At 75.2% G+C, this 25,812-nt stretch carries 25 protein-coding genes; 9 read left to right on the top strand and 16 right to left on the bottom strand.

Annotated features, from left to right (window positions below; all coding sequences use genetic code 11):
- Positions 1–19: 19 nt before the first annotated feature.
- The gene (locus PH190_RS07245; protein WP_274230807.1) at positions 20–1,066 is read left to right on the top strand and encodes an LLM class flavin-dependent oxidoreductase; all 1,047 of its coding nucleotides are present in this window, start codon (positions 20–22) and stop codon (positions 1,064–1,066) included.
- A complete protein-coding gene (locus PH190_RS07240; protein WP_274230806.1) occupies positions 1,066–2,790 on the top strand; it encodes a class I adenylate-forming enzyme family protein in 1,725 nt (574 codons plus the stop codon). Before PH190_RS07245 ends, PH190_RS07240 begins: the two co-directional genes overlap by 1 nt.
- Here PH190_RS07240 and PH190_RS07235 read toward each other — a convergent pair whose 3' ends face one another.
- The 8 genes from PH190_RS07235 to PH190_RS07200 form a co-directional block, all read right to left on the bottom strand.
- A complete protein-coding gene (locus PH190_RS07235) occupies positions 2,791–3,618 on the bottom strand; it encodes an oxygenase MpaB family protein (RefSeq protein ID WP_274230805.1) in 828 nt (275 codons plus the stop codon).
- Positions 3,615–4,751, bottom strand: a complete 1,137-nt coding sequence (locus tag PH190_RS07230) for an acyl-CoA dehydrogenase family protein (RefSeq protein WP_274230804.1) — start codon at positions 4,749–4,751, stop codon at positions 3,615–3,617. Before PH190_RS07230 ends, PH190_RS07235 begins: the two co-directional genes overlap by 4 nt.
- A gap of 11 nt (positions 4,752–4,762) precedes the next feature.
- Entirely contained in the window at positions 4,763–5,452 is a 690-nt protein-coding gene (locus tag PH190_RS07225) for a GntR family transcriptional regulator (RefSeq protein ID WP_274230803.1), read from the bottom strand.
- A 156-nt stretch (positions 5,453–5,608) separates the two neighbouring features.
- A complete protein-coding gene (locus PH190_RS07220; RefSeq protein ID WP_274230802.1) occupies positions 5,609–6,943 on the bottom strand; it encodes an MFS transporter in 1,335 nt (444 codons plus the stop codon).
- Between the two features lie 33 nt (positions 6,944–6,976).
- The gene (locus PH190_RS07215) at positions 6,977–7,807 is read right to left on the bottom strand and encodes an IclR family transcriptional regulator (protein ID WP_274230801.1); all 831 of its coding nucleotides are present in this window, start codon (positions 7,805–7,807) and stop codon (positions 6,977–6,979) included.
- A 135-nt stretch (positions 7,808–7,942) separates the two neighbouring features.
- On the bottom strand, positions 7,943–9,142 hold the full coding sequence (locus PH190_RS07210; protein ID WP_274230800.1) for a cytochrome P450: 1,200 nt from the start codon (positions 9,140–9,142) through the stop codon (positions 7,943–7,945).
- 70 nt (positions 9,143–9,212) lie between these two features.
- Positions 9,213–10,415, bottom strand: coding sequence for a PucR family transcriptional regulator (locus tag PH190_RS07205; RefSeq protein ID WP_274230799.1), 1,203 nt, complete (start codon positions 10,413–10,415; stop codon positions 9,213–9,215).
- Positions 10,416–10,452: 37 nt separating this feature from the next.
- On the bottom strand, positions 10,453–10,785 hold the full coding sequence (locus tag PH190_RS07200; RefSeq protein ID WP_274230798.1) for a hypothetical protein: 333 nt from the start codon (positions 10,783–10,785) through the stop codon (positions 10,453–10,455).
- A 91-nt stretch (positions 10,786–10,876) separates the two neighbouring features.
- Between PH190_RS07200 and PH190_RS07195 the strand changes: the two genes are divergently transcribed.
- Positions 10,877–11,155, top strand: coding sequence for a hypothetical protein (locus PH190_RS07195; RefSeq protein WP_274230797.1), 279 nt, complete (start codon positions 10,877–10,879; stop codon positions 11,153–11,155).
- A 43-nt stretch (positions 11,156–11,198) separates the two neighbouring features.
- Here the strand turns inward: PH190_RS07195 and PH190_RS07190 are convergent, their stop codons facing one another.
- The 7 genes from PH190_RS07190 to PH190_RS07160 form a co-directional block, all read right to left on the bottom strand.
- Positions 11,199–11,813, bottom strand: a complete 615-nt coding sequence (locus PH190_RS07190; RefSeq protein WP_274230796.1) for a hypothetical protein — start codon at positions 11,811–11,813, stop codon at positions 11,199–11,201.
- Positions 11,810–12,319 carry a hypothetical protein gene (locus PH190_RS07185; protein WP_274230795.1) on the bottom strand — a complete coding sequence of 170 codons (510 nt, stop codon included), beginning with the start codon at positions 12,317–12,319 and terminating at the stop codon, positions 11,810–11,812. The genes PH190_RS07190 and PH190_RS07185 overlap by 4 nt, the downstream gene beginning before the upstream one ends.
- A 92-nt stretch (positions 12,320–12,411) precedes the next feature.
- Positions 12,412–13,449, bottom strand: a complete 1,038-nt coding sequence (locus tag PH190_RS07180) for a 5-methyltetrahydropteroyltriglutamate--homocysteine methyltransferase (protein ID WP_274230794.1) — start codon at positions 13,447–13,449, stop codon at positions 12,412–12,414.
- A 23-nt stretch (positions 13,450–13,472) separates the two neighbouring features.
- Positions 13,473–14,357, bottom strand: coding sequence for a dioxygenase family protein (locus PH190_RS07175; protein ID WP_274230793.1), 885 nt, complete (start codon positions 14,355–14,357; stop codon positions 13,473–13,475).
- Positions 14,358–14,378: 21 nt separating this feature from the next.
- Positions 14,379–15,188 carry a citryl-CoA lyase gene (locus PH190_RS07170; protein WP_274230792.1) on the bottom strand — a complete coding sequence of 270 codons (810 nt, stop codon included), beginning with the start codon at positions 15,186–15,188 and terminating at the stop codon, positions 14,379–14,381.
- Entirely contained in the window at positions 15,181–16,365 is a 1,185-nt protein-coding gene (locus tag PH190_RS07165; protein ID WP_274230791.1) for a CaiB/BaiF CoA transferase family protein, read from the bottom strand. The genes PH190_RS07170 and PH190_RS07165 overlap by 8 nt, the downstream gene beginning before the upstream one ends.
- A 100-nt stretch (positions 16,366–16,465) precedes the next feature.
- A complete protein-coding gene (locus PH190_RS07160) occupies positions 16,466–17,158 on the bottom strand; it encodes an alpha/beta hydrolase (protein ID WP_274230790.1) in 693 nt (230 codons plus the stop codon).
- Positions 17,159–17,375: 217 nt separating this feature from the next.
- Here PH190_RS07160 and PH190_RS07155 point away from each other — a divergent pair, with 217 nt between their 5' ends.
- Positions 17,376–18,356, top strand: a complete 981-nt coding sequence (locus tag PH190_RS07155; protein ID WP_274230789.1) for a VOC family protein — start codon at positions 17,376–17,378, stop codon at positions 18,354–18,356.
- Positions 18,357–18,365: 9 nt separating this feature from the next.
- Here PH190_RS07155 and PH190_RS07150 read toward each other — a convergent pair whose 3' ends face one another.
- Positions 18,366–19,172, bottom strand: a complete 807-nt coding sequence (locus tag PH190_RS07150; protein ID WP_274230788.1) for an IclR family transcriptional regulator domain-containing protein — start codon at positions 19,170–19,172, stop codon at positions 18,366–18,368.
- Positions 19,173–19,370: 198 nt separating this feature from the next.
- Here PH190_RS07150 and PH190_RS07145 point away from each other — a divergent pair, with 198 nt between their 5' ends.
- The 5 genes from PH190_RS07145 to PH190_RS07125 all read left to right on the top strand — a co-directional run bounded on the left by PH190_RS07145 (position 19,371) and on the right by PH190_RS07125 (position 25,812).
- Positions 19,371–20,807, top strand: coding sequence for an amidohydrolase family protein (locus PH190_RS07145; RefSeq protein ID WP_274230787.1), 1,437 nt, complete (start codon positions 19,371–19,373; stop codon positions 20,805–20,807).
- Positions 20,808–20,899: 92 nt separating this feature from the next.
- The gene (locus PH190_RS07140; protein WP_274230786.1) at positions 20,900–21,559 is read left to right on the top strand and encodes a TetR/AcrR family transcriptional regulator; all 660 of its coding nucleotides are present in this window, start codon (positions 20,900–20,902) and stop codon (positions 21,557–21,559) included.
- Between the two features lie 140 nt (positions 21,560–21,699).
- Complete coding sequence (locus tag PH190_RS07135) at positions 21,700–23,052, top strand: MFS transporter (RefSeq protein WP_274230785.1); 1,353 nt, start codon at positions 21,700–21,702, stop codon at positions 23,050–23,052.
- The gene (locus PH190_RS07130) at positions 23,049–23,924 is read left to right on the top strand and encodes a shikimate dehydrogenase (protein ID WP_274230784.1); all 876 of its coding nucleotides are present in this window, start codon (positions 23,049–23,051) and stop codon (positions 23,922–23,924) included. The genes PH190_RS07135 and PH190_RS07130 overlap by 4 nt, the downstream gene beginning before the upstream one ends.
- 58 nt (positions 23,925–23,982) lie before the next feature.
- Entirely contained in the window at positions 23,983–25,812 is a 1,830-nt protein-coding gene (locus tag PH190_RS07125) for a sugar phosphate isomerase/epimerase and 4-hydroxyphenylpyruvate domain-containing protein (protein ID WP_274230783.1), read from the top strand.

The raw sequence follows: 25,812 nt of genomic DNA, 5'->3' as shown, positions 1-25,812 counted from the left end.
CACCGAGAGGATCGATCCCGTGCCCACTCCCGACGTCCCGCTCGACAAGCTCGGCTTCCTGACGCTCGGGACCTTCGACGGCGACGATCCCGGCCCGGGCATGGAGTCGACGCTGCAGGTCGCCGAGCTCGGCGAGCAGCTCGGCTTCGACAGCGTCTACCTGCGCCACCGGCACTTCCAGACCGGGATCTCCTCCCCCATCGCGATCATGGCGGCGCTGACGCAGCGCACGTCGCGCATCGCGATGGGCACGGCGGTGACGCCGCTCGGCTGGGAGAACCCGCTGCGCATGGCCGAGGACCTCGCGACGGTCGACATCCTCTCGGGCGGCCGCCTCGAGCCCGGTTTCTCGGTGGGCCCCCCGATCCACTGGGACGACGTCAAGGACGCGCTCTACCCCGACACCGCCGACCGCGAGGACTTCACCTACGCGCGGGTCGCCCGCTTCCTGCGGATGGTGCGCGGCGAGCCGGTGAGCACGTTCTCCGGCACCGCGGGGTTCGAGGAGTTCTCCGCCCGCGTCGAGCCGCACTCGCCCGGCCTCGGCGACCGCATCTGGTACGGCGCGGGCAGCGGGCGCTCGACGCGCTGGGCCGCCGAGCAGGGCCTCAACCTGCTGACGAGCAACATCATCAAGCCGGAGCCGAGCGACCTCGAGACCGACGGCCGCTGGGACTTCGCCGCGATCCAGCAGCGCCAGATCGCGCTGTTCAGGGCGCACCACCCCGACGGCGAGGCCGCCCGCGTGTCCCAGGGGCTCGTCGTCATCCCCACCGACTCGGCCACCCCGGAGCAGCGCGCCAAGTACGAGGCCTACGTCGCGAAGCGCACGCCCCGCACCGCCGCGCCGGCGGGCCCGCCCGGGCCGGGGCTGCTCGCCGCGCCCGACGTGCTCGGCACCTCGGACGAGGTCGCCGAGAAGCTCTACGCCGACGCCGCTTTCCGCGAGGTCCGCGAAGTTGTGTTCGCGCTGCCGTTCACCTTCGAGCACGAGGACTACGTCCAGATCCTCACCGACATGGCGACCAAGCTCGGACCGGCGCTGGGCTGGAAGGCCGCCGCCTAGTGGCCGACCTCGCCGGCCGTGCCGACCACGCCGACCACGCCGACCACGTGGGCCTGGGCCCGGTCCTCGCGGAGCTCACCGCCCCGGGCGGGGAGTTCGCGATGGTGCCGGCGACGGTCGACGGCGTCGCGATGCGGGTCCACGAGCGGGGCCCGCACACCCTGCGCGAGCTGTACCTGACCTCGCCCGCGCCGGACGACCGGGTCGCGACGGTCTACGGCCACGAGCGCACGAGCTGGGCCGAGCACCGCCGCCTCGTCGCCGGGCTCGCGCGGTGGCTGGTCGACGAGCAGGGGCTGGCACCCGGCGACCGGGTGGCCGTGGCGATGCGCAACGTGCCCGAGTGGCCGGTGGCGTTCTGGGCGGCGCTGGTGGCGGGCCTGGTCGTCGTGCCGCTCAACGCGTGGTGGACCGGCGACCAGCTCGCCGGCGCGATCGCGCACGCGCAGGCCCGGGTGGTCATCGCCGACCCGGAACGCGTCGACGCGCTCACCGCGCTCACCGCCCGCGCCGACCTCCCGCCCGTCGTGCGCGTGCGCGGTGCGGGCCCGCCGCCGCCCGGGGTGCTGGCGTGGGACGACGTCGTGCGCCCGTCCGACGGCCCGCTGCCCGCGGTCGACGTCACCCCGGACGACACGGCCACGATCATCTACACCTCGGGCACCACGGGGGCGCCGAAGGGCGTCGTCGGCACCCACCGCAACCACGTCACGAACGCGCTCAACGTCGCGTGCCTGGGCCGCGCCAACCAGCAGGCCGCGCTGCGGCGCGGCGAGCCGGTGCCACCGCCCGCCCGGCCCGGGACGCTGCTGGCCTACCCGATGTTCCACATCGCCGGGCTCAACGGGCTCTACGGCGCCGTGCTCTCCGGCGCCACGCTCGCGCTGATGCACCACTGGGACCCCGACGAGGCCCTGCGCCTCATCGCGACCGAGCAGCTCACGAACGCGTCGGGCGTGCCCGCCGTGCTCCGCGACGTCGTCGAGCTGGCCGTCGAGCACCCCGAGGAGACCGCGTCGCTGACCCGCATCGCGATGGGCGGTGCGCCCATCCCGCCCTCGCTCGTGCGGCGCGTGGCCACCGAGCTGGCCGGGCGCGCGTCGGCGGCCAACGGCTACGGCGCGACCGAGACGACGTCCGCGGTGTGCGCCAACACCGGCGCCGACTACGCCGCGCACCCCGACAGCGTCGGGCGCCCGGTGCCCGGCACCGAGCTGCGGATCGTCGACCCGGCGACGGGCGACGAGGTGGGCGAGGGCACCGTCGGCGAGCTCTGCTTCCGCGGCCCGCAGATCATGCGCGGCTACTGGCGCGACCCCGAGGCCACCGCGGCGGTGCTGCGCGACGGGTGGCTGCACAGCGGCGACCTGGGCCTGGTCCGCGACGGCTGGGTCCACGTGGTCGACCGCGCCAAGGACGTCGTCGTGCGCGGCGGGGAGAACGTGTTCTGCGGGGAGGTCGAGGCGGCGCTGCTCGCGCAGCCGGGCGTCCTCGAGGCCGCCGTGGTCGGCGTCCCGCATCCGCGCCTGGGTGAGGACGTGGCCGCCGTGCTCGTCGCCGCGCCCGGGGCCGCGCCCGACACCGCGGCGCTGCAGGCCGCGCTGGGCGCCGTGCTGCCCGGGTTCGCCGTGCCGGGCACGGTGATCTGGCGCGGCGAGCCGTTGCCGCGCACCGCGACCGGGAAGATCCTCAAGGACACGCTGCGCCGCGAGCTGGCCGGCTGATCACGCCAGCGGTCGACCGAGGGCCCGGCGCACCCGCAGGTCGGTGAGCGTCGTCGAGTACGGCGCTCGGCGCAGCGGCGCCGGGAGCCGGTGCACGACCGCCCCGAGGCGCCGCAGCCACGTCTCGAACCGCCGCTGGTCGGCGGGCGACCACGCCAGGCCGAGCAGCGAGCGGAACGGCTCGTGCAGGAAACCGGTGGTCACGAAGGTCCGCGACGGCTCGGTCGCCCGGCGCACCGGCGTGGGCAGGAAGTCGCCGCGCAGCAGCCGGTGGAGGTGCTCCCGCACCGGGTCGTCGATCCGCACGTGGCGCAGCCCGTCGTCCCACGCGTCGTCGAACGCGTCCCGGTCGGCCGGCCACTGCTCCGGGCGCATCTGCAGCGTCGTCCCGAGGGTCGCGCACTCCCGGTACACCGCGTCCGGCAGCCGCATCCCGGGCGCACCCGCGAGCAGGCCCCAGGTGTCCTCGAACGCGCGGTAGAGGCAGAGCGCCACCCAGCGCTGGAGCTCCGGGTCGAACGCGTCGTAGTCGACGGGGCTCGCCGCGGTCGCGTGCACGTGGGCGTGCGACCGCCCCACCGCCCGGCGGTAGTCCGCGCGCTCCTCGTCGGTCCCGAGCAGCGCGACGGCGAGGTAGGCGGTGGTCGTCCGGAAGCGGTGCAGCGGGTGGAGCAGGACGTTGCCGGAGTCGACCCGGCTCTCGGCGACCCCGTGACCGACCCCCGGCCACGACAGCTCCATGACCACGTTGGCGGTCGCCGAGAGCACGACGGGCCCGAGCACGAGGTCCGCCGCACAGCGCGGCACGCGGCTCGGACCAGGGATCACAGCCCCAGCGTCTTGCCGATGATGTCGCGCTGGATCTCGCTCGTGCCGCCGTAGACGGTCGAGACGACGCTCTGGCGCAGCAGGCGCTCCATGCCGTACTCGGTGGCGTAGCCGTAGCCGCCGAGCATCTGCATGCCCTCGAGCGAGAGGTGCTTGGCGAGCTCGGTGGCCTTGAGCTTGGCCATCGACGCCTCGCGCGGGAACAGCGCGCCGGGGTTCTCGTCGATGGTGCGGGCGGTGTCGTGCACGAGCAGCTTGAGCGCCGCGAGGTCGGTGGCGTTGTCGGCGATCCGGTGGCGCAGCGCCTGGAAGGTGCCGATCGGCCGGCCGAACTGCCGGCGCTCCTTGACGTAGGCCAGGGTGTCGTCGAACGCGCGGCGGGCGAGGCCGAGCATGAGCCCGGCGAGGATCATGCGCTCGAGGTTGAGCCCGGCCATGAGCTGGCGCCAGCCCTGCCCCTCGGTGCCGACGACGGCGTCGGCGGGCAGGTGGCAGTCGGTGAAGTAGAGGTCGTTGACCTCCTTGCCGCCCATCGTCTCGATGCCGTGGATCGCGAGGCCCTCGGCGTCGGTGGGGACCATGAACATCGTCAGGCCCTCGTGCTTGCCGCCCTCGGTGGAGGTGCGGGCGACGAGCAGGATGTGTTGCGAGATGTGGGCGTTGGAGCACCACGTCTTCTGGCCGTTGACCACCCAGCCGTTCTCGGACTTCTCGGCCTTGCAGGTCAGGCCGCCCACGTCGGAGCCCGCGCCGGGCTCGGACATCGAGATGGCGAGCAGCTCGCCGTTGATCACGTCGCCGAGCAGCTGCCGCTTCTGCTCCTCGGAGCCGCTGCGCTCGAGCGCGGCCGCGGTGATGATCGTCGTGCCGAAGCCGCCGATGGGGATCTGGTGGTAGGAGGTCTCCTCGAGGAAGACGAGCAGGTCGGTCATCGACCCGCCGGAGCCGCCGTACTCCTCGGGCAGCGCGATGCCGAGCCAGCCCTGGTCGGCCATCTTGCGGTAGATCTCCATCGAGTGCGGGCCTTCGGCGGTCAGCTCGTCGCGGCGCGCCTTGTCGGGCACCTCGCGGCGGGCGAACTCGCCGATGGCGTTCGCGAGGTCCTGCTGCTCCTCGGTGAGCGTGACGGGCATCGTCGGCCTCCTCAACGTGCGTGGTCGTCCCAGAGGCCGACGGCCTCGAGGTGGGCGAGCAGGAGGTCGCGCCCGTCGAGGACGTGGCCCTCCATCGCCGCCCGTGCGGTCCCGGCGTCGCCCGACGCGAGGGCGTCGAGCAGGGTGCGGTGGGCCGCGACGGTGGCGGTGCGCCAGGCCGCGCGGCCGGTGTAGAAGCGGGGCGGCAGGTAGTGGGCGGCGCGCCCCACGAGCCACGCGAGCTTGCGCGCCCCGCCCGCGCGGTTGAGCGCGGCGTGGAAGCGGCCCTCGGCGACGGCGAGGTCGCCCGGGTCGCCGGTCGCGATGAGCGCGTCGACCTCGGCGGCCCGGGCCTGCAGCGCCGCCAGCCCCGCGGCGTCGAGCGACCCGGCCGCGCGGGCCGCGAGCTCGCCGGTGAGCTGGGCCTGGACGGCGAAGAGGTCGACGACGTCGGCGCGGTCCAGCGGCGCCACGACGAACCCGCGCCGCGGCAGCGCCCGCACCATGTCGTCGGCGCGCAGCGCCTGCAGCGCCTCCCGGACCGGGGTGGGGCTGACCCCGAGCTCCACGGCGAGGCGGTCGGGGCGCAGGAAGGTGCCCGGGCGCAGGACCCCCGAGAGGATCCGCTCGCGCAGCTGCAGCGCCACCTGCTCGGGCAGCGCCGGCGCGTCGCCGAGCAGCGCCGCCTCGGAACCGGTCACGACGTCGGACCATATCCTATGGGATTTGGCGCGACCAGGGTCGGCGACCGGCGACGGTGGTAGCGGTGGTGATCAGCAGGCCGAAAGGCACCTCGCGGGTCGGTCCCGGGGTGCGTTTCGGCCTGCTGATCACCGAGGTCGGCGTCGAGGTCGGCGTCAGGCGGGCGTGCGCTCCGGCGTGCGAGTGCCGGCGCGGCGCACGATCCGGTCGGCGGCCAGCGCGCCGAGGCCGGAGATCAGCGTGATGAGGACCAGGTACGCCGAGGCGCCCGCCATCCCGAGCGACGAGGCGAGCAGCAGCGTCGTGAAGATCGGCGCGAGCGCGCCGCCGACGATCGAACCGAGCTGGTAGCCGACCGACGCGCCGCTGTAGCGGATCTCGGTCGGGTAGCACTCGGCGGCGAGCGCGGCGGACGGTCCCCACATGGGTGCCGACGCCCACCGCGCGCCGGCGACGGCCACGGCGATGAGCAGCAGCGACCCGCTCGCGAGCAGCGGCAGGAAGAGGGCGGCGACGACGGCCGTGGCGAGGCTGCCGGCGACGATCGTGCGGGACAGGCCCCACCGGTCGGCGCCCGCGGACACCCACAGGATGAGCGGCACCTCGAGCACGGCGACGACGAGCACGATCGCGATCAGCGCCGCGCGGGGCAGGCCGAGGCTGCTGGTGCCGTACTGGATGGTGTAGGTCGCGGCCATGTAGCCGATGCCCGTGATGCCGGTGAACATCGCGATGCCGCACAGGACCTGCGGGAAGTGGTGGCGCAGCACGGAGGCGAGCGGCAGCGCCATCGACCCGGTGCGCTTCACCGCGACGAACTCCGAGCTCTCCTCGATCCGCAGCCGCACCCAGAGCCCGACCAGCACGAGCACCGCGCTGAGCAGGAACGGCACGCGCCAGCCCCACGACGTGAACGCCTCGGCGGGCATCGACGCCGCGAGCACGAGGAAGATCGCGTTCGAGGCGATGAGCCCGATCGGTACGCCGAGCTGCGGGAAGCTGCCGTAGAACGCGCGCTTGGACTCCGGCGCGTGCTCCACCGAGATCAGCACCGCACCACCCCACTCGCCGCCGACCGCGAAGCCCTGCACGAGGCGCAGCACGACGAGCAGGACCGGGGCGAGCGCACCGATCGCGGCGTACGTCGGGAGCAGGCCGATCAGGGTCGTCGCGACACCCATCGTCACCAGCGTCGTGACGAGCGTGGCCTTGCGCCCGATGCGGTCACCGAGGTGCCCGAAGACGATGCCGCCGATGGGCCGGGCGATGAACCCGACGGCGAACGTCGCGAACGCGGCGAGCGTGCCGGTCAGCGAGGAGACCTTCGGGAAGAACTGCGGCGCGAACACCGTCACGGCCGCGAGGCCGTAGATGTAGAAGTCGTACCACTCGATCGACGTGCCGACGAGGCTCGCGAGGGCGACCTTGCGGACCTCGCGACCCGAGCGGGCGGTGGGGGCTGACGGAGTGGCGGCCGGGTCCTCGGCCATGGTGGTCCTCCGGGAGGGGCTCGATCGCGGGGGTCAGGGGGCCGGCGGCGCGGGCCGGCGCGTGGCGCGGCCGGCGGCCAGGGCGTGCGAGACGCCGGCGGCACTGGTGCGCACGAGCGGGGCGAGCACCGAGACCGGCGGGTTGTCGTGGTGCGCGACGACCGACAGCGCGGCGACCACCTCGCCCGTCGCGTCACGGACGGGCGCGGCGACCGAGGTGGCGTCGTCGGTGATCTGGCGCTCGCTGACCGCGTAACCGCAGGTCCGGATGGCCGCGAGCATCTCGCGGAGCCGGACGGGGTCGGCGAGCGTGTAGGGCGTGTGGCGGGTGAACGGGCCCTCGAGGACCCGCTCGACGACGTCGGTCGGCGCGTGCGCGAGGAGCACCAGCCCGACGCCGGTGGCGGTCATCGCCCAGCGGCCGCCGACGCGGGTGAGCACGCCGACGGCCCGCGAGCCGGCGAGGCGCTCGACGAAGACGATCTCGTCGTCCTCGCGCACGGCGAGCTGGACGTTCTCGCGGGTGACCGCGCACAGGTCCTCGAGGTAGGGCAGCGCCCGCTCGCGCAGCCCCGGGCCGCGCGGTGCGAGCGCGCCGACCTCCCAGAGCCGCAGGCCGACCTGGTAGCGCCCGCCGGGGTCGCGCTCGACCGCGCCCCACACCTCGAGCTCGGTGACGAGCCGGTGGGCGGTGGACAGCGGCACCCCGGAGCGGCGCGAGATCTCGCTGAGGGTCAGCGTCGGGCGGTCGTCCGAGAAGGCCTCGAGCAGACGCAGCGCCCGGGCCACGACGGGTCCCGTCGACACCCGCTCGGGGTCCCGCGCGGGGCGGGTGGACCGGCCGCGGTCGTGGGTGACCGTCATGGCTCTCCGTCGGCATCGGCGACACGGATCGCAGGAGTGTGCGGCGGGTCACGGACCGTGCCCAACAGAGGTTTCCGGATGCCGGAAGACGAGTGTGGGCTCCGTGTCAGCTCCCGTCGGCTCCCATCGCTTCTGTCAGCTCGCCACGAGTCGGACCGGCACGCTCGCGAACCCCCGCAGCCAGTTCGACAGCCGCGGCCGCGACTCCCCCGCCGGCTCGAGGCGCGCGACGCGGCGGGCCAGCGCCCCGAGCAGCGCCTCGGCCTCCATGCGGGCGATCACCTGGCCCACGCAGTTGTGCACCCCGGCGCCGAACGCGGTGTGCCCGGCGGTGCGCCGGTGCAGGTCGTAGGCGTCCGGGGCGTCCCAGCGCCGGGGGTCGCGGTTGGCCGCACCGAGCATCATCAGCAGCTTCTCGTCGGGGCGGACGAGGGTCCCGCCGTCACCGCCGACGACGACCTCGCGCGTCGCCGTCCGCCCGATCACGGGGCTCGGGGTGTGGAAGCGCAGGCCCTCCTCGAACGCGGCGCGCGCGAGCGTCGGGTCGGCGTGCACCGCTGCCCACTGCTCGGGCCGCCGCGCGAGCTCGTGCACCACCGAGCCGAGCGCGAGGATCGTCGTGTCGATCCCGGCCGAGAGGAACGACCGCACGAGCAGCGCGGCGTCGTCGGCGGTGATGTCGCCGGTGTCGGCGAAGGCGTAGATCGCCGCGCCGATCCCGTCGTCGGTCAGGGCCTCGCGGCGGACCTGCCAGGCGACGTACTCGCGCGCCCCGCCCGCCCGGCGCTCCGCCTCGGCGCGCAGGGCGTTGTGCGGCCCCATCGACTCGAAGTTCAGCGCGGCGTAGGGCAGGAGGTGCTCGCGGCCCTCGGGGGCCATGCCGACCGCGTCGGGCAGCACCGTCATGGGGAAGCGCTCGCCCAGCGCGACGGCGGCGTCGACCTCGCCGGCCGCCACCGCGTCGTCGACGACCTCCTCCGCGACGACCGCGAACCGCGCCTCCAGGTCGGCGAGCGCGCGCGGCGCGAGCACCCGGTTCATCACCCGCCGCGCGGCGGTGTGCGCGGGCGGGTCGGCGTCGAGCAGCACGCTCGGCGGGCGCCAGCCTTCGCCGCGCCGGATGTCGGCGAGCCCCGTGCCGCCGGTCGAGGTCCAGGTCTCCCAGTCGCGGAAGACCGCGGCGACCTCGGCGTGCCGGCCCGTCGCCCACACCCCGTGCGCGGACAGCCGCACCAGCGGCGCGGCCTCCCGGATCGCGGTGTCGGCGGGCACAGGGTCGGCGAGGACGTCGAGGGCGAACGGGTCGACGTCGAGCTCCACCACCGTGTCGGTCACGGACCCATCCGAGCACCACGACGCCGGTGCCGGGCACCCCCGTCCCGGATGCCGGGAGACCGGCCGGTCGTCACGCGTCGTCGTCCGGGGCGGCGAGCGCGAGGCCGAGGAGCAGGCGGTCGCGGGCGTCGGCGAGGCGGCGGCCGGTGAGCGACTCGAGGCGCGCGAGCCGGTACATCACGGTGTTGCGGTGGCAGTAGAGCGCCCCGGCGGCGTGGGACGGCGAGCCGTCGGCGTCGAGCACCGCGCGCAGGGTCGCGAGCAGCACGGCGCGCTCGGCGGGCGGGAGGTCGAGCAGGTCGCCGAGCGCGGCGCGGCGCAGGCGCGGCACGAGATCCGGAGCCTCGGCGAGCAGCGCCTCCGGCAGCCGGTCGTCGAGGTCCGCGACGGCCCCGGCCCCCGCCGGCAGCGTGCGCGCGGCCAGGCGCGCCCACCGGTACGCGACGTCGAGCCGCGCGAGGCCCGCGACCGGCGGCGACACCCCCACCGGGCCGAGCGCGCGGGGGCGCAGGGCGTCGACGACGGTCGTCCCGGCGTCCTCGTCCTGCGGGATGACGACGCCCACGACCTCCGCCGAGCGTACGTGCCACACCGACGTCGCGCACCCGGCGAGCGCCTCCGACGCCCCGGGCAGCGGGTCGCCGTCGGCGTCGCCGACCGGCGCGACCACGCAGAGCACCGCGGCGTCCTCGTCGACGCCGAACAGGCGGGCGGCGTCGCGGGCCCGGGCGGGCTCGTGGCCGCGCCCGGCGAGCAGCCCCTCGATCACCGCCCAGCGCCGGCCCAGCTCCAGGCCGCGCAGCCGCGTCTCCTCGCGCCGGTACGCGTCGACGAGCCGGTCGGAGCTCGCGTCGAGGATGCGCCACACGTCGTCGGCGACGACGAGCAGCGCCGCGTCGTGCTCGCCCCCGAACCGGGCGCGGGACACGGCGCGCATGCGCTCCCACACCAGCCGCCCGCACTGCCGGTAGGCGCGCAGCACCACCTCGAGCGGCACCCCCTGGCGCGCGCGCCGCCGGCCGGTGTCGACGGTGAGGGCCGCGGCGTCGACGTCGGGCGCCAGGTCGCCGGCGAGCTGGGTGAGCAGCCGGTCGAGGCTCGCCCGGCACGTGGCGCGCAGGTCGTCGCGCACCGGCACCCCGAGCGCGCCGTAGACGTCCTCGCGCTCGAGGATGCGGGCGGTCAGGCAGTCGGCGAGCTCGTCGACCTCCTCGCGCAGGGCGCGGCAGAGCACGGTGAGGGACTCCCGCGCGGTCCCGGTCGGCGCCACCATCCGGGCAGCATCCCCCGCGACGGCGGCGCGGTCCACGTCACGCGGTCGACGACGGCGAGGCCTTCGGCGCCTTGCCCCGCCAGGCCAGCGACCGGGCGTCCAGGTCGCGGACGAGCGGGTCGCCCTCGGCGAGCATCCGCTCCCCCTGCGCGACGGCGTGGGCGAGGCGCTCGTCGTCGAGCTGGCGGTACGCGGCGCCGCGGCGGCGGTCGAGGGCGTCGTACCAGCACCCGCCGACGGCGTCGTCGAGCAGGACGCGGCCGAAGCAGTGGTCGTGGCGGATCACCCAGTGCTCGCGCGCCGCCGCGGCGGGGAGCTCGCGGTCGACGAGCTCGCGGTAGCGGGCCAGGAGGGCGTCACGGTCGGGCACGTCACCGGCTACCCGCCCAGGACACCGCACGCGCAGCCCGCGCAGCCCGCGCACCCGGCGTACGCACGGCGCGGTTCGGGCACGCTGTCGGATGACCGCCACGCACGCCGCGACCGTCGAGCCCACCACCGCGCCGCCGGCCGCGCGCCCGCCCGCGCCGCGCGACGACGTCGCCGCACCCGGCCCGGCGTTGTCGGTGCCCCTGCCGTGGCTCGGCACGATCAGGCTCTCGCGGGGCCAGGTCGTCTACGTCGGCGGGATCGTCGGCCTCACCGCCGCCGGGCTGCTGGACTGGCCGATCGCGCTCGTCATCGCGGCCGGCAGCGTGCTGACCTCGGACGACGGCAGCCGCGGCGCGGCGGCCGCCTGACGCGGACCGGGAGGGAACAGCCCCTCCCGGTCCGTGCGCGTGCTCAGCGCCGGCGGCGTGCCTCGTCGGCGGCCTCGGCCAGCTCGAGGGCCTCGGCCTTCTTCTCGGCCGCCTCGCGCTCGGCGGCGACGGCCTCGGACTCCTCCTGCACGCGCGTCCGCCGCGCCTCGTGGGCGTGGTCGTCGATCTGCTCGTGCGCCGTCGCGCGGTCGCGCTCGGCCTGCTCCTTGCGCTGCTGCTCGCGCTGCTCGGCCTTCTCCGCCTTCTGGCGGCGCTCCTCCTCGAGGCGCTTCTTCTGGTCCTTCGCCTGCTCACGGACCTGCTCGCGCTGCTGCTGGTCCTGCCGTCGGCGCTCCTCGAGCCGGTCGTCGGCGACCTCGCGCCGGGCGTCCGCGGCCTGCTCGCGCTCCGCGGCCTCGCCGCGCCGCCGGACCCGCGCCTCCTCCACCCGGCCCTGCGCGCTCATCTCGGGGTCGCCGAGCACCGAGCCGAGGATCCCGCGCACGGTCGCCTCGACGCTGTCGAAGGCCAGCGTCGGGCCCCACTCCTTGTTGTCCGCGTTGCCCGTCACCTGGGCGAGCAGGTCGACGGGCACGCGTGCCACGCCGAACCCGACCGAGACGAGGGTGCGCGGCACCGCGGCCACCGGGTTGCTCATCGGCTCTCCTCCACGTCCTCGATCACCTCGGCGTCCCGGCGCGCCTGCTCCGCCCGGACCTCCTCGTCCTGCGCGCGCTCCTCGGCGGCGGCGCGCTCGCGCACCGCGTCCACCTCGTCGCGGCGCAGCTCCTGCTCGCGCGACCGCGCGACCTGCTCCGTGGCCTGCTGGCGGGTCGCCGTCTCCTGCGCGGCCCGGCGCTGCTCGGCGGCGCGGTCCTGCTCGGCGCGCTCCTCGCGGGCCGCCGCGGCGTCCTCGGTCGCGAGGCGCTCGCGCTCGACCTGCAGCTCCTCCTCCTTGGCCCGCGCCTCGGCCTCCTCGCGCTTCTGCTCGGCGAACTCGTCGGCGCGCTCGGCCTCCTTCGCCGCGTCCGCCTTCTCCTGCTGCAGTTCGCCCTCGGCGCGCAGGTCCTGGTTGTCGGTGATCGCGCCCGCCGCCTGCTTGACGGCGCCCGCGACCCGCTGGCCCGCACGGGTCGCCGTGGTGGACTCGCCGGGATCGGCCATGGACTCCTCCTCGAACGGCCTTCGTCCGTCTGGAGCCCCCTGGTACCCACTGGGCCGACCGTTCGATCACCGGCGTCCGGGAGGACGACCCGCTACCCGCCCAGCTCCGCGCGCAGCCGGGCCGCACCGGCGGCCAGGGCGCGCATCTTGCCCTCGGCCACCGGGCGCGGCAGGTACTTCAGCCCGCAGTCCGGCGCGAGCACGAGCTGCTCGGGCGGCAGCAGGTCGAACGCCCGGCGCGCCCGGTCGGCGACGACGTCCGCGCCCTCGATCGTCTCGTCGGACAGGTCGAGGACGCCGAGGATGATCGTCTTGTCGGTGAGGTCGCGGAGGATCCCGAGGTCGAGACCCGACTGCGCGGTCTCGATGGAGATCTGGTCGACGGGGCTCCCGGCGAGCTCGGGCAGGAACGAGTAGCCCTCGGGGCGCTCGTGGATGATCGCCGCGTAGCCGAAGCAGATGTGCACCGCCGTGGTGCCCTGCACCCCGTCGAGGGCCGCGTTCAGCGCCTCGAGCCCGTAGGCGCGGGCGGCGTCGGGCCGGGCCTGCATGTAGGGCTCGTCGATCTGCACGACGTCGGCGCCGGCCGCGAAGAGGTCGCGCACCTCGGCGTTGACGACCGCCGCGTACGCCATGGCCGCCGCGCCCGGGTCGCCGTAGTGGTCGTCCTGGGCCTGCTGCGACATCGTGAACGGCCCCGGCACGGTCATCTTGATCGTGCGGTCGGTGGCCGCGCGCAGGAAGCGCAGGTCGTCGACCTCCACCGGGGCCGGCCGCGTGATCGGCCCGGTGATGCGCGGGACGGGGTTGGGGTGCCCGCTGCGGTCGAGCGCGCTGCCCGGGTTGTCGACGTCGACGCCGTCGAGCGCGGTGGCGAAGTGGTTCGAGTAGCTCTCCCGCCGGATCTCGCCGTCGGTGAGGATGTCGAGCCCGGCGTCCTCCTGCGCCTTGACCGCCAGCAGCGTGGCGTCGTCCTGCGCCTGCGCGAGGAACTCCGGCGCCACCCGCCAGAGCTCCTTCGCGCGCACCCGCGGCGGGAACCGGCCGGCGAGCTTGCCGCGGTCGATGAGCCAGTCGGGCTGGGCGTAGCTGCCGACCAGGGAGGTGGGCAGCAGGGGCAGGGACGGCACGGCGGCTCCTCGGATCGGGGCGGTCAGGCGGGCTGGAGCACGAAGTCGTAGACGGCCTCGCACCACGGGACGTCGCTGTGGCCGCCGTCGGGCGTCGGGCCCGGCTCCCGGTCGGTGAAGGTGACGACCAGCTCGCGCTTGACGCCGAACACGACGTCGCTGTCGAGGTAGGGCGCACCCTCCTGGAACAGGTGGGTGATCAGCGTGGCGTAGCCCGGCACGTCGAGCAGGAAGTGCACGTGCGCGGGCCGGAAGTGGCTGATGTCGGTCTGCGCGATGAGGTGCCCGACGGGCCCGTCCATCGGGATCGCGTAGCCGAGCGGGGCGATGGTGCGCACGCAGTAGGTGCCGTCCTCGCGGGCGGTGTACTTCGCGCGCAGCCGGGCCTCGTCGACCTCGAGCTGGGACTCGTAGGCCCCCTCGGCGTCGGCCTGCCAGACGTCGAGCACCGCGCCCGGCACGGGCGACCCGTCGAGCGCGCGGACCGTGCCGTGCACGAACAGCGGCGTCCCCGGGATGCCGTCGGACATGTCCGCGCCGTACCCGAGCTGCGGCGAGTCCTCGATGAAGAACGGGCCGAGCACGGTCGCGGGCGTCGCGCCCTCGTCGAAGCGGTGGTTCTGCTGCACCACGAGCATCGACAGGCCGAGGACGTCCGACGCGAGGATGAACTCCTCGCGCTTCTCGTCGCTGATCTGCCCGACCTCGGTCAGCCAGCGCATCGCCGCCATCCACTCGCCCTCGGACAGGCGCGTCTCGCGGGCGAACGCGTGGAGGTGGCGGACCAGCGCGCTCATCAGCTCCGCGGTGCGCGGGTCGTGCGCCGTCGACCACCGCGCCGCGGCGAGGTCGGTGATCGTGTCCTCGGTGACGGTCATCGGCGTGGTGGGGGTGGCCGGGTGCGCCATCGCGACCCTCCTGGGTGGCTCTCAGAGGCTGGGCGGGAGGTAGGGATCAGGATCGACGGGCCGGTTGTGCAGGTCCACCGACAGGAAGATGTCGTTGCCGACGGGGTGGCGCAGCTCCTCGGCGAGCTGGCCGATGAGCCCCGCGGTGCGCGCGAGCAGGGCGAACGCGCGCAGCAGCTCGAGGGGCAGGCCGAGGTCGGCGAGGGCCGCCCCGCAGACGCCGGCGCCGTTGAGCGGCAGCGTCCGGCCGAGGATCTCCGGGTGCACCCGCCCGATCGCCGCGAAGAGCGCGAGGTGCGGGCCGGTGATCCCCTCCTCCTCGGCGATCGCCATGAGCCGCGGCGTGCGGGGGTCGCCGTCCTTGTGGACGTGGTGGCCGAGACCGGGGACGAACTTCTTCGCCTCGCGCCGGCGCTGGACCGTCGCGCGGGCGAGGTCGTCCCACCCGGCGTCGTCGGTGGGCAGCGACTCCTGCGCCGCGAGCACGTCGTGCAGGAACCGCCCGCAGTCCTCGGTGACGCCGAGGAAGCGCGAGCCGCCGGCGAGCAGGCCCGCGGCGAGCGCGCCCTGCACCGAGTCGGGCGCGGACAGGTGGGTCAGCCGGGTGATGATCGCGGTCGGCGTGTAGCCGTGGTCGGCCAGCGCGGCGAGGACGGCCTCGAACACCCGGGTCTCGCCGGGCGTCGGGCGTCGCTGGGTGGCGAGCCAGAACGCGAGCTCGCCGAACCCGACCTCGCCCATGACGTCGTTCGCCAGGTCGTGGCCGAGCAGCGTGATGGCGTCCTTCGACGAGGCGCCCAGCGCGGTGGGGTACTCGCGGGCCTCAGACATCCGAGCCTTCGGAGGTCAGCCACTTCCGCAGCTCCGCGCCGTGCTCGTCGAGCTCGGGCGGCGGCAGCTCGTAGGTCGCCGGGGTCTCGGAGAAGCGGATCGGGTTGCGGGTGGTCGGCACCGCCCGCTCGCCCGCGCCGACCTCGACGATCGGGTCGAGCCCGAAGCGCTCGGCGATCGCGAACCCCCCGGCGACGCTGTTGATCGGGCCGGCGGGCACGCCGGCCTCGACGAGGAGGTCGAACCACTCGTCGGCGCCCTTGCCCGACAGCGCCTCGACGAGGATCGGGCGCAGCTCGTCGCGGTTCTCGGTGCGGTCGGCGTTGCGCCGGAAGCGCGGGTCGTCGGCGAGCTCGGGCATCCCGAGGACGCCGCAGAGCTTGCGGAACTGGCCGTCGTTGGCCGCGGCGACGATGAGGTCGTTGTCGGCGGTGGGCAGCGGCTCGTAGGGCACGACGCTGGGGTGGGCGTTGCCCATGCGCGTCGGGACGACGCCGCCCGCGGCGTAGGCCGAGCTCTGGTTGACCATCCCGGACATCGCCGACGCGAGCAGGGAGAGCTCGACGTGCTGGCCGCGACCCGTGGCGTCGCGGTGGCGCAGGGCGGCGAGGATGCCGATGAGGGCGTCCTTGCCCGCCATCACGTCGAAGATCGAGATGCCGGCGCGGAACGGCGGGCCGTCGGGCGAGCCGGTGAGGCTCATCAGCCCCGAGACCGCCTGCACCATGAGGTCGTAGCCGGGGACGTGCGCGCCCCCGGTCGACCCGAAGCCGGAGATCGACGCGTAGATCAGCGTCGGGTTGTCGGCGGACACCGAGGCGTAGTCCAGCCCGTACTTGGCCATGCCGCCGGGGCGCAGGTTCTCGATGAGGACGTCGGCGCGGCGGGCGAGCTCCTTGGCGAGCGCGACGTCGTCGTCCTGGCGCAGGTCGAGAGCGATGGAACGCTTGCCCCGGTTGATGCCGAGGTAGTAGGTCGACGTCTCGCCGCGGGTCGGCGGCATCCAGGTGCGGGTCTCGTCGCCCTGCGGGGACTCGACCTTGATCACCGTCGCGCCCAGGTCCGCCAGCAACATCGTGGCGTAGGGCCCGGCGAGCACGCGCGAGAAGTCGGCCACGAGGAGCCCGGCGAGCGGGCCCCCGCCCGTCGCCGCGGCCGGGTCGTCCTCCTGCGCCATGCGTCCTACCCCTCCGTCCGCTGTACGGACACCTGTCCGTGTACGCCCCGGGAGCCTGCTCGCGACGGCCGAGATCGTCAACCCCGGCGGGGCGAGCACCTCAGCCGGCGCCCCCCGCGAGCCGCCGCAGCAGCGCCGCCGCCGCGTCCACCTCGTCGTCGGCGACCTCGTGGTCACGGCCCGGCTGCACCCGCAGCTCGACCTCGGCCCCGCGGTCGCGGAGCAGCCCGGCGAGCTCCTCGGTGGCCGTCAGCGGGATCCACGCGTCGGCGTCGCCGTTGGTGAGCAGCACCGGCAGGCCGGCGAGCGGGCCGGGGTCGGGGGCGGGGTCGGGCGCGGACCACCGGTCGGTGCCCACCGGGCCGAAGGCCGCGCCCGTCCAGACCACCGCGCCGGCCCACCGGCGGGGACGGCGCAGGAGGTGGTCGGCCACGAGGCAGGCGCCCTGGGAGAAGCCCGCGAGCACCGTCGACCGGGCGTCGTGGCCGTGCGCGGCGAGGGCGTCGGCGAGCCCGTCCACCACGGCGGCGGCGCGGTCGCGCTCAGCACGGGTCTCCTCGAGCGGGTCGTGGACGCGCCCGGAGTACCACGCACGTTCGGGTGCGGCGGGGAGGACCCACGTGACGGCCCCGTCGGGCAGTCGCTCCGCGAGGCGGTCGACCACGTGCTCGCGCATCCACGCGGGGTCCTGGTCGCGGCCGTGCAGCAGGACCACGGCGAGGGCGCCGGATCCCGGCGGCGCCCCGTGGAGCTCCACCCCGGGGGCCTGCAGAGCCCCGACCCGCGCCGTCACGCGATCCCGTCCCGCATGGTCCGACGGTAGGCCACCGCGCCGCCGGCCCGGCCCGGTCGGCGACGTCGGTCGGGCACGTCGGTCGGGCGGGTCGGTCGGCACCGACCCGGCCTCGGGTCGCGGAGGGCGCCCCGGTCCGGGCAGTGTGGGGCAGGCGCGAGACGCGGGCCACACCCGGCGTCGCCGACCGAGCTCCGCCCGTTCCCGAGGAGGTCCCGTGTCCCACATCCGCGGTTCCCACCACACGACGCTCTCGGTGGCCGGCGCCCAGGAGGACGTCGACTTCCACGTCGACACGCTGGGCATGCGCTTCATCAAGCGCACCGTGCTCTTCGACGGCTCGCTGCCGATCTACCACCTGTACTACTCGAACGCGGCCGGCGACCCGTCGGCGGTGCTCACGACGTTCCCGTGGCGCCAGGCCGGGCTGGTCGGGCGCCGCGGCACCAACCAGGCGCGCGAGGTGCTGCTCGCCGCGCCGGCCGACTCGCTGGACTTCTGGGAGCGGCGGCTGACCTCCCGCGGGGTCGAGGTCACGAACACCGAGGTCTTCGACCGGCGCCGCCTCGAGTTCCGCCACCCCTGCGGCATCGAGTACGCCCTGGTCCCCGCCGACGGCGACCCGCGCGTCGGCCACCCGGGGCAGGGCGTGCCGCCGGAGTACGCGATCCACGGCATCCACGGCACCGGGATCCACGTGGCCACCCCCGAGCGCATGGTCGAGTTCTCCGAGGAGGTCTTCCACTCGCAGGGCAAGCTCGTCGAGGACGGCGACCGCGCGGCGTACCAGGTCGGGCAGGACAGCCACGGCAACCACGTCGAGCTGATCGCCGACAACACCGACGACCAGGGCACCTGGCGCTACGGCGCCGGCACCTTCCACCACGTCGCGTGGAACCTCGAGACCCTGGAGAACCAGGACGACCTCAAGTTCGAGATCGAGGGCAACGGCTACACCGACATCTCCGAGCTCAAGGACCGCAAGTACTTCAAGTCGGTCTACGTGCGCACCCCGGGCGGGGCGCTGTTCGAGCTGGCCGTGACCCACGCCGAGGGCGGCTGGACCTGCGACGAGTCCCCGCACGAGCTCGGGCAGCGCTTCCAGCTGCCCGAGCAGTTCGAGCACCGCCGCGAAGAGATCTTCTCGAAGCTCGAGCCGATCGAGACGCCGGTGGCCCCCGACGAGGAGGAGTCCTGAGCGACCCGCTCAGGACGCCGGCAGCGTCCGCCGCGGGAGTGCCGCGCGGCGGGCGAAGTCGGCGGAGATGTCGCCGGCCGCCTGGAGCAGCAGCGGCAGGTGGTGCTCGAGGAGGTGCGTCACCGACGTCTCGGCGGCGTGGCAGTTGACGTTGACGCCGGCGACGACGCGGCCCTCGCCGTCGCGCAGGGGTGCGGCCACCGAGCGGATGCCCGGCGCCAGCTGCTCGTCGGTCAGCGCCCAGCCGCGGGCGCGGACCTCGCGCAGCACCGCGTCGCGCTCGGCGGGGTCGGGCCGCCAGCGCGGGGTGAGACCCGAGCGGGTGGGCTCGGCGAGGACGCGCTCGAGCTCGTCGGGCGGGAGGGCGGCGAGCTGGACCTTGCCCAGCGACGTCGGCAGGGCCGGGAAGCGCGTCCCGATCTGCACGCTCAGCGCGACGATCTTCGGGACGGCGACGCGCGCGACGTAGACGATGTCCGAGCCGTCGAGCTGCGCGATCGAGCACGACTCGCCGGTGCGCTCGACCAGGCGCTCGAGGTGCGGGCGCGCGACCTCCCACAGGCCCAGGGCGTCGACGTAGGCCACGCCGAGGTCGAGCACGCGCGGGGTGAGCACGTACCCGCGTTCGACCGCGCGGACGTGGCCGAGCTCGGCGAGCGTGAGCAGGATGCGCCGCGCCGTCGGCCGCGCGAGCCCCGTCGCCGCCGCGACCTCGGCCAGCGTCATCACCGGGCGCTCGGCACCGAAGGCGGTGATGACGTCCAGCCCGCGCGCGAGGGCCTCGATGAAGTCGGGCCCCGCTCCGTCTCGCGGCACGGTGCCTCCCCTCCACGACCTGGCTCGCGGCACTGTAGCCGCTGTGACCGCTGGACGGACAGCACGACCACGACCGGCTCGCCGGGCCTCCTGCCGGCGGGGTCGTTGACAACTCGACCATCATCGGACGAAGGTGACCCACGTCATCCGACCGTCTGACGGACGCCTGTCCGCGACGTGCCCATCGAGGAGCGCTCCATGAGCCAGCCCGCCGCCGAGCGGCGTCCCGTCGTCCTGCGGGGCGGCACGGTGCTCACCGTCGACGCCGTGCACACCGTGCTCGAGGGCCACGACGTACTCGTCGTCGACGACCGCGTCGCCGCGATCGGCGTCGACCTCGAGGTCCCGGCGGGCACCGAGGAGATCGACGCGCGCGGCGGGATCGTCATGCCGGGCATGGTCGACACGCACCGGCACATGTGGCAGACGGCGATGCGCGGCTACGGCGCCGACTGGACGCTCACCCAGTACTTCGTCTGGTACTACCTCGACTGGGGCCGGCGCTTCCGCCCGCAGGACGTGCACGCGGGCAACCTGCTCGCCGCCATCGAGGCCGTCGACGCCGGCGTCACCACCTGCGTCGACTGGTCGCACGGCCTGCAGAGCACCGAGCACGCCGATGCCGCGGTCGACGCGCTCGCCGCCGTCCCGGGCCGCTTCGTGCTCGCCTACGGCAACATCCAGGACGCGCCCCAGAACTGGACCGCGACCCCGGAGCTGCGCGACTTCCTCGACCGCCGCCGCGGCGACGTCGAGGGCTTCCAGCTCGCCTTCGACGTCACCGGCGACCCGTCGTTCCCGGAGAAGCCCGCGTTCGAGGTCGCCCGCGACCTGGGCCTGCCCGTCACCACCCACGCCGGCGTGTGGGGCGCGACCAACGACGACGGTATCCGCCTCATGCACGAGCACGGCTTCGCCCGCCCGGACACCGTCTACGTGCACGCCGCGACGCTGTCCGCCGACTCCTACCAGCGGATCGCGGCCACCGGCGGCTCGGTGTCGGTGTCCACCGAGAGCGAGCAGAGCGCCGGGCAGGGCTACCCGCCCACCTGGGTGCTGCGCAGCCACGACATCCCGGTCTCGCTGTCGATGGACACCTCGGTGTGGTGGAGCGGCGACCTGTTCACGGCCATGCGCACCACGCTGGGCGCGGACCGCTCCCGCGAGCACCTCGAGGCCCACGCCAAGGGCGAGACCGTCACCCACGCCGCCCTGCGCGCCGAGCACGTCGTCGACATGGCCACCCGCGGCGGGGCGCGCGCCCTGGGCCGCGAGGACGACCTGGGCAGCGTCGAGGTGGGCAAGAAGGCCGACCTGGTGCTGATCCGCAACGAGCACTCGCCGGTGATGTTCCCGCTGCTCCACCCGCACGGCCACGTCGCGTTCCAGGCCCAGCGCGGCGACGTCGAGGCGGTGCTCGTCGACGGGCGGGTCGTGAAGCGCGACCACCGCCTCGTCGGGATCGACCTGGCCGCGGCCCGGCGCGCGGTGGAGCAGACCGTCGACCACCTGCGCGGCGAGCTCGGCGAGGACGCCTGGCGTCAGGGGATGAACCCGGACATCCCGGAGACCACGATCCTCGACAACCCGTACCAGTACACCGAGTACCACTCGGGGGCGACGCACGGCGGCTGACGGCGGGCGACGACCACCCCGGCATCGTCGGGGGGGGTCGTTCACCATCTGGTTCATTCGTGACGGCCGCGACCCGTGATTGACTTCCTCGCGTGGGCGCAGGTCGGCAGACCACCGGCGAGAAGCAGCGGGACGCGGTGCGCACCCGCGCCGAGATCCTCGCCGTCGCCACCGAGGAGTTCGCGACCCGCGGCCTCGCCGGTGCGCGCGTCGACGAGATCGCCGCGAAGACCCGTACCACCAAGCGGATGCTCTACTACTACTTCGGCAGCAAGCAGGGCCTCTACCTCGCGGTCCTCGAGCAGGCGTACCGCGGCATCCGCGCGCTCGAGCAGGACGTGGACGTCGAGCACCTGCACCCCACCGCCGCGGTCCGCGCGCTGACCGACCTGACCTTCGACCACCACGAGGCCCACCCGGACTTCATCCGCCTCGTGAGCATCGAGAACATCCACCACGCCGAGCACCTGCGCACCTCGTCGGTGCTGCCCGGCCTCGCCGAGCCGGCCGTGGAGGTGCTCGACCGCGTGCTCGCGCGCGGGCGGGCGTCGGGGCTCTTCCGCGACGACGTCGACGCCGTCGACGTGCACATGGTGATCAGCGCGTTCTGCGTGTTCCGCACGGCCAACCGGCACACGTTCCACGCCGTGCTGGGCCGGGACATGCTCGACCCCGCCCGGCGCGACCACTACCGCCGGATGCTGGGCGACCTCGTCGTCGAGTACCTGACGGCGCACGTCGGCCGGGACTGACGCCGGTCCGGGCCGGCCCGGACCTGACCCTCCCTTGACACGGCGGTGTCATCCAACTCACCATCCGGTACGTAACCAAACGGTACATTCGCGGTCCGCCGCGGGTGTCGTGCACCGCCGCACGAGCCGGGAGCCCGCCCATGACGCACCCCTCCGCACCCACTCCTGACGCCGCACCGCCACAGGCCCAGCCGCGCCGGGCCGCGCTGGCCGCCTGGATCGGCAGCGCGCTGGAGTACTACGACTTCTTCATCTACGGCACGGCCGCCGCACTGGTCTTCGACGACGTGTTCTTCCCGTCGTCGAGCCCGGCCGCCGGGACGCTGCTGGCCCTCGCGACGTTCGGCGTCGGCTACGTCGCCCGCCCGCTCGGCGCGATCGTGCTCGGGCACATCGGCGACCGCGTGGGGCGCAAGCGCGTCCTCGTGGCGACGATCCTGCTCATGGGGGTGTCGACGTTCGCGATCGGCTGCCTGCCGAGCTACGCGACGGCCGGCGTGGTCGCACCGATCCTGCTCGTCGTGGCGCGCCTCGCGCAGGGCTTCTCCGCGGGCGGCGAGCAGGCCGGCGCCAGCTCGATGACGCTCGAGCACGCCCCGGACGGGCGACGCGCCTTCTTCACGAGCTTCACCCTCGGCGGCACGCAGGCCGGCCTGGTGCTCGCGTCCGCGGTGTTCCTGCCGTTCGCCGCCCTGCCGCAGGAGCAGTTGCTGAGCTGGGGCTGGCGGGTGCCGTTCTGGCTGAGCGTGGTCGTGGTCGTCGCGGGCCTGGTCATCCGGCGCACCCTGGGCGAGACGCCGGTCTTCGCCGAGACGGACACCGAGCAGGACGGCGCCCCGCTGGTCGTCCTGCTGCGCAAGCACTGGGCAGCGGTGCTGCGCGTCGTGCTGGCCGCGCTCGTGTCGTCGGTGAGCACGCTCGTCAGCGTCTGGGCCCTGTCGTTCGCCACCGGCGACCGTGACCTCTCGCGCACCGCGATGCTCTGGGTCGGCATCCTCGCCAACGTCGTGGCGCTCGCCGCGATCCCGCTGTGGGCGCGGCTGGCCGACCGGATCGGGCGCCGGCCGGTGTTCATCGGCGGCGCGCTGGGCAGCGCGGTCGCCTTCGCCCTGTACCTGTGGGCGATCTCGTCTGGCGCCTACCTGCTCGTCTTCCTCACCGGCATCCTGCTCTCCGGCGTCGTCTACAGCGCCGCCAACGGGGTGTGGCCCGCGCTCTACGGCGAGATGTTCCCGACGCGCGTGCGCCTGACCGGCGTCGCGCTGGGCACGCAGATCGGGTTCGCCATCGGCGGGTTCGTGCCGACGATCGCCGCCGCGATGGCCGGCGACGGCCCGAACGGCTGGGTGCCGGTCGCCGTCCTGGGCGCGGTGCTCTGCGTCCTCGCCGCCGCGGCCGCCGCGACCACCCGCGAGACCGCGCACGTCCCGACCGCCGAGCTCGAGACGTTCCACGACGCGCCGGCCGCGGCGGCGTCGGCCGGCTCGTGGTGAGGTCGCCCAACGGCACGCTGGTCGGCACCTCGCGGGTGCTCGTGGGCCTCGTCGGCTCCGGGATCGGGCCGTCGCTGACCCCGGCACTGCACGAGCGCGAGGGCGACGCGCAGGGGATGCGCTACCTCTACCAGCGCCTCGACCTCGACGTGCTCGGGCTGGGTGCCGGCGACGTCGGCCGCGTGCTCGACGCGGCCCGGCTCGCCGGCTTCCGGGGCCTCAACCTCACCCACCCCGTCAAGCAGACCGTGCTGCCGCACCTCGACACCCTGTCCCCCGACGCCGAGGCCCTGGGCGCGGTGAACACCATCGTGCTCGGCCCCGACGGCATCGCCGCCGGAGACAACACCGACTGGTCGGGGTTCGCGACGTCCCTGCGCCGCGGGCTGCCGGACGCCGCGCTCGGGCACGTCGTGGTGCTCGGGGCCGGCGGCGCGGGCGCGGCCGTCGCGCACGCGCTGGTGCGCCTCGGGGCCGGCCGGCTGACCGTGGTGGACGCGGACCCGTCCCGCGCGGCGGCGCTCGCGCGGGCGGTGCCGGCGGCCTCGGCCGTGCCCGCGTCGGCCCTGGCCGCGGCGCTCGCCGACGCCGACGGCCTGGTCCACGCGACACCGACCGGGATGGCCGGCCACCCCGGCTCCCCCGTGCCCGCCGAGCTGCTGGACCCGCGGCTGTGGGTCGCCGACGTCGTGTACCGGCCGCTGGAGACCGAGCTCGTGCGCACGGCCCGGGCCCGCGGGCTGCGGGTGCTCGACGGCGGCGGCATGGCCGTGTTCCAGGCCATCGACGCGTTCCGGCTCTTCACCGGCGTGGAGCCCGACGCGGACCGGATGCTCGGCCACTTCACCGAGCTGGTCGCCGCGTCTCCCTGACCGCCCCCGTCGTCCTGACCCTGCCGTCGTCGTGACCCTGCCGTCGGAAGGAGCGATCGTGCCCCGTCACGCCCTCGCCACCGTCTGCCTCTCCGGGCTGCTCGAGGACAAGCTGGCCGCGGCCGCCGCGGCGGGCTTCGACGGCGTGGAGATCTTCGAGCCGGACATGCTGGCCTCGCCGGAGCGGCCGGCGGAGATCGCCGCGCGGTGCGCCGACCTGGGGCTCGCGATCGAGCTGTTCCAGCCGGTCCGGGACCTCGAGGCGCTCCCGCCGGACGACTTCGCCGACGCCCTGCGCCGCCTCGACCGCAAGTTCGCGGTGATGGAGCAGCTCGGTGTCACCACCGCGCTCGTGTGCTCGTCGGTGCACCCGCACGCGGTGGACGACGACGACCTCGCCGCCGAGCAGCTGCACGTCGCCGCGTCGCGGGCGGCCGACCGGGGCCTGCGCCTGGCCTACGAGGCGCTGGCGTGGGGCCGGCACGTCGACACCTGGGACCGGTCGTGGCGCATCGTCGAAGCCGCCGACCACCCGGCGCTGGGCGTGTGCCTCGACAGCTTCCACATCCTCTCGCGCGGCTCCGACCCCGCGCCGATCCGCGACGTCCCCGGCGAGAAGATCTTCTTCGTGCAGCTCGCGGACGCCCCCGAGCTCGCCATGGACGTGCTCCCGTGGAGCCGCCACCACCGGCTCTTCCCCGGTCAGGGCGCCTTCGACCTCGCGGGGTTCACCGGCGCGGTCGCCGCCGCGGGGTACGCCGGGCCGTGGTCGCTGGAGGTGTTCAACGACGTCGTGCGCCAGGCCGACCCGTGGCGCGCCGCCCGCGACGCGCGGCGCTCGCTGCTCGCCCTCGAGGAGACGGTCGGCGTCGCCGGCACCCTGCCGCCGCGCCCGCCGGTGCACGGCCCCGCGTTCGTCGAGCTCGCCGTCGACCCCGACACCGCCGACGAGATCGGCACCGTCCTGCACGCGCTGGGTCTCGACGCCACCGGTCGGCACCGCACGAAGCCGGTGACGCTGTGGGAGGCGGGCGAGGCGCGGGTGGTCGTCAGCGAGGAGCCGGTGCCCACCACGTCGATCGCGGGCCTCGCGGTGCGCACCGACGACCCGGAGGCCCTGGCGCGCCGGGCCGAGGCGCTGCTCGCCCCGCGCCGGGACCTGCCACACGCCGCGGACGAGGCCGACCTGCGTGCCGTCGGCGCGCCGGACGGGTCACTGCTGCTCTGCTGCCCGCAGCGCCCCGAGCCCGGCCGCGCCGACTTCTGGCCCGGCGACTTCGTGCCGACCGGGGTCCCGCGCCGTCCGGGCCACGTCGCCGGCATCGACCACGTCGCGCTGACGCCGCCGTGGGACGACGTCGGCGAGACCTCGCTCTTCCACCGCGCCTGCCTCGGCCTGGAGCCCGTCGGCGAGTGGGAGGTCGCCGCGCCGTTCGGGCTGGTCCGCAGCCGGCTGCTCGCCGCGGGGACGGGCGCGGACGCGCTGCGCATCGTGCTGTCGTCGTCGGTGGTCCGCCGCGGGGGCTGGGCGCCCGGGGTCCCCGCGCCGCAGTCGCTCGCGCTGGCCGTCGACGACGTCCTCGCCGTCGCGCGGGCGGCGACAGCCGCCGGCGTGCGGCTGGTCGACGTCGGGCCGAACCACTACGACGACCTCGTCGCCCGGGGGTGGGTCGACGAGGAGACGGCCGCCGAGCTGCGCGCCCACCGCGTCCTGGTCGACCGCGACGAGCACGGCGAGTACCGGCACGTCGTGACCGAGGTGCTCGGCGGGCGGGTGTTCGTCGAGGCCGTCCAGCGCGTCGGCGGCTACGCGGGGCACGGCGCCGCCGACGCCCCCGCGCGCATGGCGGCACACCGGCGGGCGCGGGTGGCCGGCCCAGCTGCCTGA

Origin of the sequence: Actinomycetospora straminea (genome assembly GCF_028737255.1) — a bacterium.
GTDB classification, from domain to species: domain Bacteria; phylum Actinomycetota; class Actinomycetes; order Mycobacteriales; family Pseudonocardiaceae; genus Actinomycetospora; species Actinomycetospora straminea.
This window is presented reverse-complemented; position numbering and strand designations above follow the sequence as displayed.

What these genes read in the sequence shown, in the direction of transcription:
- PH190_RS07230 (WP_274230804.1), bottom strand. Translation starts at nt 4,751, where the DNA reads ATGCCCGTCACGCTCACCGAGGAGCAGCAGGACCTCGCGAACGCCATC.
- PH190_RS07220 (WP_274230802.1), bottom strand. Translation starts at nt 6,943, where the DNA reads ATGGCCGAGGACCCGGCCGCCACTCCGTCAGCCCCCACCGCCCGCTCG.
- PH190_RS07215 (WP_274230801.1), bottom strand. Translation starts at nt 7,807, where the DNA reads ATGACGGTCACCCACGACCGCGGCCGGTCCACCCGCCCCGCGCGGGAC.
- PH190_RS07205 (WP_274230799.1), bottom strand. Translation starts at nt 10,415, where the DNA reads ATGGTGGCGCCGACCGGGACCGCGCGGGAGTCCCTCACCGTGCTCTGC.
- PH190_RS07195 (WP_274230797.1), top strand. Translation starts at nt 10,877, where the DNA reads ATGACCGCCACGCACGCCGCGACCGTCGAGCCCACCACCGCGCCGCCG.
- PH190_RS07190 (WP_274230796.1), bottom strand. Translation starts at nt 11,813, where the DNA reads ATGAGCAACCCGGTGGCCGCGGTGCCGCGCACCCTCGTCTCGGTCGGG.
- PH190_RS07185 (WP_274230795.1), bottom strand. Translation starts at nt 12,319, where the DNA reads ATGGCCGATCCCGGCGAGTCCACCACGGCGACCCGTGCGGGCCAGCGG.
- PH190_RS07175 (WP_274230793.1), bottom strand. Translation starts at nt 14,357, where the DNA reads ATGGCGCACCCGGCCACCCCCACCACGCCGATGACCGTCACCGAGGAC.
- PH190_RS07170 (WP_274230792.1), bottom strand. Translation starts at nt 15,188, where the DNA reads ATGTCTGAGGCCCGCGAGTACCCCACCGCGCTGGGCGCCTCGTCGAAG.
- PH190_RS07165 (WP_274230791.1), bottom strand. Translation starts at nt 16,365, where the DNA reads ATGGCGCAGGAGGACGACCCGGCCGCGGCGACGGGCGGGGGCCCGCTC.
- PH190_RS07145 (WP_274230787.1), top strand. Translation starts at nt 19,371, where the DNA reads ATGAGCCAGCCCGCCGCCGAGCGGCGTCCCGTCGTCCTGCGGGGCGGC.
- PH190_RS07135 (WP_274230785.1), top strand. Translation starts at nt 21,700, where the DNA reads ATGACGCACCCCTCCGCACCCACTCCTGACGCCGCACCGCCACAGGCC.